Origin of the sequence: Streptomyces sp. NPDC059371 (assembly GCF_042751995.1) — a bacterium.
Classification (GTDB): Bacteria; Actinomycetota; Actinomycetes; order Streptomycetales; family Streptomycetaceae; genus Streptomyces.
This window is the reverse complement of record NZ_JBHYXD010000116.1, coordinates 19,145-27,640: the sequence shown is the minus strand read 5'-3', so window position 1 is coordinate 27,640 and position 8,496 is coordinate 19,145. Positions and strand designations below refer to the sequence as shown.

General features: G+C 74.0%; 7 protein-coding genes. 3 read left to right on the top strand and 4 right to left on the bottom strand.

Annotation, left to right across the window (positions count from 1 at the left end):
- Nucleotides 1-115: 115 nt before the first annotated feature.
- Nucleotides 116-1,051 carry a class I SAM-dependent methyltransferase gene (locus ACFXGX_RS37875; RefSeq protein WP_384801218.1) on the bottom strand — a complete coding sequence of 312 codons (936 nt, stop codon included), beginning with the start codon at nucleotides 1,049-1,051 and terminating at the stop codon, nucleotides 116-118.
- 70 nt (nucleotides 1,052-1,121) lie between these two features.
- Here ACFXGX_RS37875 and ACFXGX_RS37870 point away from each other — a divergent pair, with 70 nt between their 5' ends.
- From ACFXGX_RS37870 to ACFXGX_RS37860, 3 genes are all read left to right on the top strand, one after another.
- A complete protein-coding gene (locus ACFXGX_RS37870) occupies nucleotides 1,122-1,562 on the top strand; it encodes a helix-turn-helix domain-containing protein (protein ID WP_384801215.1) in 441 nt (146 codons plus the stop codon).
- Nucleotides 1,563-1,614: 52 nt separating this feature from the next.
- On the top strand, nucleotides 1,615-2,289 hold the full coding sequence (locus tag ACFXGX_RS37865; RefSeq protein WP_384801212.1) for a PH domain-containing protein: 675 nt from the start codon (nucleotides 1,615-1,617) through the stop codon (nucleotides 2,287-2,289).
- Nucleotides 2,290-2,408: 119 nt separating this feature from the next.
- The gene (locus ACFXGX_RS37860) at nucleotides 2,409-4,109 is read left to right on the top strand and encodes a hypothetical protein (RefSeq protein ID WP_384801209.1); all 1,701 of its coding nucleotides are present in this window, start codon (nucleotides 2,409-2,411) and stop codon (nucleotides 4,107-4,109) included.
- Nucleotides 4,110-4,143: 34 nt separating this feature from the next.
- Here ACFXGX_RS37860 and ACFXGX_RS37855 read toward each other — a convergent pair whose 3' ends face one another.
- The 3 genes from ACFXGX_RS37855 to ACFXGX_RS37845 form a co-directional block, all read right to left on the bottom strand.
- The gene (locus ACFXGX_RS37855) at nucleotides 4,144-5,364 is read right to left on the bottom strand and encodes a hypothetical protein (protein ID WP_384801206.1); all 1,221 of its coding nucleotides are present in this window, start codon (nucleotides 5,362-5,364) and stop codon (nucleotides 4,144-4,146) included.
- Between the two features lie 331 nt (nucleotides 5,365-5,695).
- On the bottom strand, nucleotides 5,696-7,327 hold the full coding sequence (locus ACFXGX_RS37850) for a phospho-sugar mutase (RefSeq protein ID WP_384801203.1): 1,632 nt from the start codon (nucleotides 7,325-7,327) through the stop codon (nucleotides 5,696-5,698).
- A gap of 85 nt (nucleotides 7,328-7,412) precedes the next feature.
- On the bottom strand, nucleotides 7,413-8,237 hold the full coding sequence (locus tag ACFXGX_RS37845) for a purine-nucleoside phosphorylase (protein ID WP_355770573.1): 825 nt from the start codon (nucleotides 8,235-8,237) through the stop codon (nucleotides 7,413-7,415).
- Nucleotides 8,238-8,496 lie beyond the last annotated feature (259 nt).

Below are 8,496 nucleotides of genomic sequence, written 5' to 3'. Positions count from 1 at the left end.
ATCGATGCCCGTCGCCACCGACGGTCACGCCTCACCCAACGGCGACGGGCTGATGCACCGGCACGGCCCCGACCCACCCACCGGACCGGAACCGCCCGGCCCGCGGACGCCGGCGCTAGCCCGCCTGCGCGTCGATCTGCCAGCACGCCGCCGTGAAGCGGACCTCCCCCTCGTGGACGTACGGCTCGAACGCGGGGCGGACCGTCGAGACGACCCGGGCCCTCGTCGTCTCGTCCGCGTCGCGCAGCGCGATCCCGACCGGCCCGAACCGGCTGAAGTACGGGATCAGCTCCTTCTCGGGCATGACGCACGCCACGTCGACGGCCCGGAGGCCGACCCGGGCCCACCCGGCCTCCTCCAGCAGCCGCCGCACCCTGTCCGCGTCCGCCAGGGCGAACTGCCCCGGCGCGGCGGGATCACGCGCGGGCAGATTCGGCATGAGCGGCGCCGCCGCCCGCTCGGCCGTCGTCATGAACGGGTTCTCCGCGATGTCCCGCCAGACGACGAACCGCAGCACGGCGCCGTCCTTCGCGGCCCGCCGCAGATTGGCGAAGGCCCGCGCCGGATCGGAGAAGAACATGACTCCGAAGCGGGAAACGACGGCGTCGAAGGCCGCGGACGGCTCGAAGACATGATCCTGAGCGTCGGCGCGGAGGAACGAGACGGCCCCCGCACCCACCCCGTCCGCACCCACCCCGTCCGCACCCACCCCGTCCGCACCCTCCCGCTCCGCCCGCGCCCGAGCGGCCACCACCATCGGCTCCGAGATGTCGACGCCGACACACCGCCCCCCGGCCCCGAGCCGCCGCGCGATCGCCACCGTCGTGCCGCCCGTACCGCAGCCGACATCCAGGACCCGGCCCCCCGCCCCGGCCGGAAACGTCTCGACGAGCAGCTTCTCCAGCGGCGCGAACATCGCGTCCACCATGTCCTGGGCCTCGACCCAGGCGTTCCCGGACGGCCCGTTCCAGCGCGCGGCCTGCTCGTCGCCCACCGTGTCGCCCACCCCGTCGCCCACCGTGTCGCCCGCCCCGCGTTCGGTTTCCATCATGCCTCCCGTGGTTGCCCTCATGGCCTGGAGATGACACCGTCCTACTTCAAGCCGACTTGAGGTCAAGACGATGCCGGATCTGGATATCGCCGAAGTGGCACGCCGCGCCGGAGTGCCCGCTTCGACCCTGCGGTACTACGAGGAGAAGGGGCTCATCGCCCCGACGGGCAGACGCGGTCTGCGCCGGCAGTACGACCCCGGCGTGCTGGAACGACTGGCGCTGATCGCGATGGGCCGCTCCGCCGGCTTCTCGCTGGACGAGATCGCCCGGATGTTCGCGCCGGACGGGCGCCCGCGCATCGACCCCCGGGCCCTTCTCGACAAGGCCGACGAACTGGACCGGACGATCCGCGAGCTCGAGGTCCTGCGCGACTCCCTGCGGCACACCGCCGCCTGTCCCGCGCCCAGCCACATGGAATGCCCGACGTTCCGCCGGATCATCGGGGCGGTCGTGGCCGGCGCGGTCGCGGTGCCGCGGAGACGGGCGGCGCGGAGTCCTTCGCGACCATAGCGAGACCCGACCGAGCTCAAGCACGCGGCGCACGTCGGGCACAATCGGGACCATGACGACCCCCGACCACCAGTCACCCCTTCCGGACGCCTCGCGACCCGAGGCCAGGGACCGGATCTACCGGTCGCCCGCCGGTATCGCGGGCGGCGTCCTCCTGCTCCTCATCGTGGGCTGGCTCGGCTTCGACGCGCTGGTCTCCGGCCACGGCCGCACCCCTTGGCTGGCGCTCGCCGGACTGATTCTGATCGTTCCCCTCGTGAGCGCGTTCACCCTGCGCCCCGCCGTCTACGCCAACGAGGACCGGCTGCGCGTCCGCAACCCGCTGCGCGTGATCGTGCTCCCCTGGAGCAAGGTCGCCTCGCTGCGGTCGCACTACTCGAACGAGGTGACCGACACCTCGGGCACGAAGTACCAGCTCTGGGCGGTGCCCGTGTCGCTGCGGGCCCGCAAGAAGGCGGCCCGGCAGTCGGCCCAGGGCGCGGCGGGCCGCGGGGGCGACGGCCGCTCGTCGCTGGGCCGCGCGTCCGCCTTCGGCCGGTCCGCCGTCGCCGACGCGCCGGTCCGCCCCGAGACCGACCGGATCATGGACGATCTGCGCGAGCTGGCAGAGAACCGGGCCGCCGCGGACAGCGCGCAGGGCGAGGTCACGGTGCGCTGGGCGTACGAGGTGATGGGCCCCGCGCTCGCCGGCCTCGTGGTCCTGGTCATCCTGCTGGCGACGGGCTGACGCATTCCTTCGCGGGGCCCGCCCCGCCTCGGCCGCGACCACCGTTCCCCCACCCGGAGACGAAGCCGAGGGCCTTCCGTACACCCGGCCGCCCGCGTGGTCCGAGTCTCTGGGAAACGATGAACACCGACGTCCGGCGGCCCCTGCCCGCCACCGCGATACCCGACGGCTGCCTTTCCTGGAGCACGGAGCACACCCGGCGCTGGACGCGGGTGCTGCCGCCCGGCTGGACATCCGTGCAGCGGCTCGGGCTGCGGAGCCTGAAACTGGCGCTGCTCACAGGCGCGCTGGCCGCCCTGGGACTGACCTGGGCCGGTCTGCCGCCGTACCTCGCGGCGGCGGCCGGGCTCCATCTCGTATGGCTGCCGCTGCGGCCCGAGATCGTACGGGTGTCGGCGCCGGCCCTGGCCCTGGCGGTCGTGGTCCTGCGTCCCGCCCCGGTCCTCCCCGTGGTCGCGGGCACACTCCTGCTGACCGCGACCGCCCTGGCCGTCTCCGGCCTGCGGCTGCGGGCCAGGGACCGGCAGCGGGACGCGGCACTCGCCGCCTCGGGAGGGGTGACGGCACCCCTCCCGGACACGGACCGGCCGCTTCGGCGCGGCCGGTCTCTCTCCCGACTCGGGACCGTCCTGATCCTCGCGGGCGTCCCGCCGATCGCGACCGCCGGTCTGTGGGACTCCTCGGAGAGCCGCCGGGCGGTGGTCGTCGGCGGCTGTTTCGTGGCCGGGCTGGGCGTCGCCGCCCTGCTCTCCGGAGTGCTGGGCAGACGGCGGGCCGTCGCCCTGCGTGCCGCGCCGGTGCCCGTCCTGCGCGTCCTGACGCGCGAGACCCGGCGCGGCGACGCGAGGGTCTTCGCCGCGGACGACGTGGCGGGCCTGCGACCGCTGTTCACCGTCGGCGTGGTCGCGCTGGACCATGACCGGGACCATGACGCGGACGACGTGGCGGACGGCGCGGTGGACATCGCGGCGGACGTGGCGGACGTCGCGGGCCCGGTGGAAGCGGACCCGCTCTACGACGACCGGCCCGGACCGTTGCGGGAGGCAGTCCTGTACGGCGTGCCGTACGACGGTGCCGAGGTCGTGCTCGTCAGTGCCGCGCCGACGCCCGGGGGCCCGCTCGTGGCGGAACGGTCGTCCGGGCCCGTACGCCCGGTGCCGGAGAGCACCGTGCGGCGACGACTCGGACGGGCGAAGCGAACGGCGGCCCGCAGGGCGGCGGACGACGCACAGCACTTCGGCCTGGTGGAGGCCGCCCGCTCGATGAACACCGCACCGGTACGCCACTGGCGCGCGGGCCCGGTGGACCGGTTGTCCGGCTTCCTGATGCTGGTGTGGGGCGCTCTGCTGTACGGGCTGGTGTTCACCGACGGGGACGTCAGCCTCTGGAAGCACGTCCTCGCCCTCCTCACCGGCCTGTACGGCGCGTTCCGCATACCCGTGAAGCTGTGCTGGCGGATCACCGCCGACAGGAACGGGCTCTGGCTGAACGGTCTGCGCGGGACCACCCACATCCCGTGGGACGACATCCGCTCGGTCCGCAGGGAGTCCCTGGAGCTCAAGCTGCGCTGGGGCGGCGACGGGTCATGGACGGTCGCCGCGCCCCGCTGGGCCTGGCTCCAGCGCCGACGCGGTGTGACTCACCCGTACGACGCGCTGGCCGCCGAGGTGACCGCCATGCACACCGACCCCGACCTGCGCCCCACGGGCGACAGCGAGGAGGACGAACGGGGGCGCCCCCTGTGGCCGCTGGCGGTGCCGTTCGTCCTGGTGTGGCTGTCGGCGGTGTCGGTCGCGCTGGTGGGGCTCCCGGACTGGTGAGACGAACCCCGGGAAGGCACTGCCCGCGAACCCTCTACGGCGCGCTCGGCCACACCAGGACCATGTACGCGCCGCAGTACGCCGAACCGAGGACCGCGGCCGTGAGGAACAGCGTCCTGAGGCGGCGTGAGGCGCGGGCCAGGTACAGGGCCAGAGGGAGCAGCAGCGGGAAGCCGGGGAGCAGGAAGCGGGCCCGCGGGAAGTAGACGCCGCCGCTGCCGAGGACGATCAGCAGCAGGATCCCGGTGAAGACGAGAAGGGGGAGCGGCTGGCGGTCGCCCACCGACAGCGCGTACAGCGCCACGGCCGCCAGCAGGGTCACGGTCACCATCACCAGGAACAGCTCCGGCGAGGAGTTCTGCGCGAGGACCTCCCGCAGCCGGCGCACGGTCTCCGCGCCGCCGTCCCACTCGTTGTGCCACAGCCGCTGTACGGCGAAGTAGCCGTCCCAGCGGCCCAGCCTGTGCCCCACCCAGCCGACGTACGCGAGCCAGCCGGCCGGGGCCAGGACGACCGCGGTGAGCGCCCGGCCGGAGAAGCCGCGGCGCAGCGACAGCAGCGCGGCCACGGCCACGGCGGCGGCCACCGCGACACCGGTGGGCCGGGTGAGCCCAGCGAGCGCCGCCAGCGAGGCGGCCCACAGCAGCCGGCCGGTGAGGGCCGCGTACAGCGCCCACGCGGCGAACGCGGTGAACAGCGACTCCGTGTAGCCCATCCACTGGACAAGACCCACCGGCAGGGCCGCCCACAGCACGGTCAGCAGCACACCCACGCGGCGGCCGTGGAGATGACTGCCGACCGCGTGGACGCCCCACGCGGCGACGAACGAGCACACGACCGCGATCGCGAGCCCGGTCGAGGCGCGGGAACCGGGGGTCACGGCCGCGACGGCCTTGACCAGGACCGGGTAGAGCGGGAAGAAGGCCAGGTTGTTCGCGTCGAACGCGGTGCCGAGATGGCGCGCGTAACCGTGGTCGGCGACGCCGAGGTACCAGTCCGCGTCCCACTGGGCCGCCAGGATCGGCCAGACGCCGTGATGTCTGCGGTGCGCCCAGAGCGCGAGGGTGAGCAGTCCGGTGAGGCGGACGGCCGCGTAGGCGGTCAGGGCCGGGGCCGCGTGCCGCAGACCGGCGCGGACCAGGGCGAGGAGACCGGCCGCGCCGGGCGCGTGCCGGGCGGCCGGGACGCCGGGGACGGTCCCGCCCGGCGCCCTTCGGGGCGGGGCGGACGTCGGCCGGGAATCGGTCGAGGGCACGCGGCGGCTCCTGGGACTCGAAGGTGCGCTGCCGGTAACCGTTCCTCGGTCTTCCGGTGGCGCACGGGAGCGCTGCGTCAACTGCCGTGCGGAAATCACCCGTAAGAAGGGCGGATGTCATGTCTTCGCCAGGAAGTGGCGGACGGCTGCTCCCCGACACGTGCGAAGCGATGCACGGTTCCCCGCGTGGAACTCGGCGCGAGGCCTCCGGACGGGAAACGACGGACGGGCCCCGTCGCGCGGGAGGCGATGAACGGCTCCCCGCGGGGAAAACGGCGCACGCCCCCGGTGGGAAACGGCGGACGGGCCGTCTCTCACCGGGGGCGTGGGCTCAGATGCCGGCCGCGGCCGACAGGTCCCGCTTGATCGCCGTCAGCAGCTCGGCCGCCTTCGCGTGGGCCGCCGGGAGACCGTCGTGGCCGTCGACGGGCACCACGACCTCCAGGTAGCACTTCAGCTTGGGCTCGGTGCCGCTCGGCCTGACGATGACCCGGGCGCCGTCCAGCGTGTAGCGCAGGCCGTCCGTGGGCGGCAGCTTGTCCGTCCCCCGGGTCAGGTCCTCGGCCTTCGTGATGGCGAGGCCCGCGAGCTCCGTGGGCGGCTGCTCGCGCAGCCTGCTCATGGCGTTCGCGATGACCGAGAGGTCCTCCACCCGCACCGAGAGCTGGTCGGTGGCGTGCAGCCCGTACGCGACGGCGATGTCGTCGAGGAGGTCCAGCAGGGTCCGGCCCTGCTCCTTGAGCTCCGAGGCCAGCTCGGTGACGAGGAGGGCCGCGGTGATGCCGTCCTTGTCGCGTACGCCGTCGGGGTCGACGCAGTAGCCGAGCGCCTCCTCGTACCCGAAGCGCAGCCCCTCGACGCGGGCGATCCACTTGAACCCGGTGAGCGTCTCCTCGTACGGCAGGCCCGCGCCCTCGGCGATCCGGCCGAGCAGCGAGGAGGAGACGATCGACTCGGCGAAGACACCGCGCGCGCCGCGCCGCACCAGGTGCTCGGCGAGCAGCGCGCCGACCTCGTCGCCGCGCAGCATGCGCCAGTCGGCACCGGCCTTCACGGCCACGGCGCACCGGTCGGCGTCCGGGTCGTTGGCGATGATCAGGTCGGGTTCCGCCGCGCGGGCCGCCGCGAAGGCGAGGTCCATCGCGCCGGGCTCCTCCGGGTTGGGGAAGGCGACGGTCGGGAAGTCCGGATCGGGCTCCGCCTGCTCGGCGACGAGCACCGGCTCCGGGAAACCGGCCCGCGCGAAGGCCGCGAGCAGCACGTCCTTGCCGACGCCGTGCATCGCCGTGTAGACGGTGCGGGCGGTACGCGGCGAGCCCTCGCCCAGGACGGCGTCCGTACGGGCCAGGTAGGCCTCGAGGACGCTCTCGCCGAGGGTCTCCCAGCCGGAGTCGGGGCGGGGCACGTCCGCGAGCGCGCGGACCGCGTCGATCTCGGCGGCGATCTCCGCGTCGGCCGGCGGGACGATCTGCGAGCCGTCGCCGAGGTAGACCTTGTAGCCGTTGTCCCTGGGCGGGTTGTGGCTGGCGGTGACCTCCACACCCGCGACCGCGCCGAGATGCCGTATGGCGTAGGCGAGGACGGGCGTGGGCAGCGGCCGGGGCAGGACGGCGGCACGCAGGCCCGCGCCCGTCATCACGGCCGCCGTGTCCCGGGCGAAGTCCGCGGACTTGTGGCGGGCGTCGTAGCCGATCACCACGAGTCCGCCGGTCCGTCCCTCGGCCTTGAGATACGCGGCGAGTCCGGCCGCGGCCCTGATGACCACGGAACGGTTCATCCGCATCGGCCCCGCGCCGAGCTCACCGCGCAGACCCGCGGTGCCGAACTGGAGCGTCCCGCCGAAGCGGGCGGTCAGCTCGGCGACGTCCTCCGCCTCGACGAGCTTGGCGAGTTCGTCACGGGTCTCCGCGTCGGGGTCCTCGGCCAGCCACGCCTGGGCCCGCGCGACGATGTCGTCCTGCACCTCGGGTGCACCTCTCTTCGGTCGTACGGCTTCCGTGTGCCCGGGTCGTTCCGTCCCCGGCGCCGGGGACGCGCGACCCTGTCGCCTACAGACGATCCAGCACCTGGGTCAGAAGTTCCCCCATGCGCGCGGCCGAGTCGCGGCCGGCCTGGAGGACTTCCTCGTGGTTCAGGGGCTCGCCCGTCATACCGGCGGCGAGGTTGGTGACGAGGGAGATGCCGAGCACCTCGGCGCCCGCCTCACGCGCGGCGATGGCCTCGAGGGTCGTCGACATGCCCACCAGGTCGGCGCCGATGACGCGGGCCATCCGGATCTCGGCGGGAGTCTCGTAGTGCGGGCCGGGGAACTGCGCGTAGACGCCCTCCTCCAGGGAGGGGTCCACCTCCTTGCACAGCGCGCGCAGCCGCGGCGAGTACAGGTCGGTGAGGTCGACGAAGTTCGCGCCGACGATCGGCGAGGTGGCCGTCAGGTTGATGTGGTCGCTGATCAGCACGGGCTGGCCGGGGCGCATACCCTCGCGCAGACCGCCGCAGCCGTTGGTGAGCACGATGGTCTTGCAGCCGGCGGCGACGGCGGTACGGACGCCGTGCGCGACGGCGGCGACCCCGCGGCCCTCGTAGAAGTGGGTGCGGCCGAGGAAGACCAGGGCGCGCTTGTCGCCGATCCGGTACGAGCGGACGGTGCCGCCGTGGCCCTCGACCGCCGGCGGCGGGAAGCCGGGCAGCTCGGTGACGGGGAACTCGGCCTCGGGGGTGCCGAGGGCGTCCACGGCGGGAGCCCAGCCGGAGCCCATCACGAGGGCGACGTCGTGGGTCTCGGCGCCCGTGAGCTCGCGCAGGCGCGTGGCGGCGGCGTCGGCGGCGGCGTGGGGGTCGCCCTGGATGTCGTCCGGAAGAAGAGATGCGTTCACGCGCAAGAGCGTAGCCGGTCCGGGCCTACGCGCGTAGATGACAGTGCTCACGGTCTTGCGATCGTTGTCTTGTCGTTTCCGACGAACGAGCGAGGGTGAGGACGCCGTGTGGGCGCCGAGAGGGCGCCGTCATGACCGGCCGAGACGGGCGGGCGGGTGGGAAATGCGCCGCGGAGCGGCGGGGTGGCGAGGGCACCCTCGTGACGGAGCGACACGGGCGGGCGAACGGGCGAAACCGCCGCGGAGCGGCACGGATTCC

Coding starts and splice junctions, on each gene's coding strand:
- ACFXGX_RS37875 (WP_384801218.1), bottom strand. CDS start 1,051: ATGATGGAAACCGAACGCGGGGCGGGCGACACGGTGGGCGACGGGGTG.
- ACFXGX_RS37865 (WP_384801212.1), top strand. CDS start 1,615: ATGACGACCCCCGACCACCAGTCACCCCTTCCGGACGCCTCGCGACCC.
- ACFXGX_RS37860 (WP_384801209.1), top strand. CDS start 2,409: ATGAACACCGACGTCCGGCGGCCCCTGCCCGCCACCGCGATACCCGAC.
- ACFXGX_RS37870 (WP_384801215.1), top strand. CDS start 1,122: ATGCCGGATCTGGATATCGCCGAAGTGGCACGCCGCGCCGGAGTGCCC.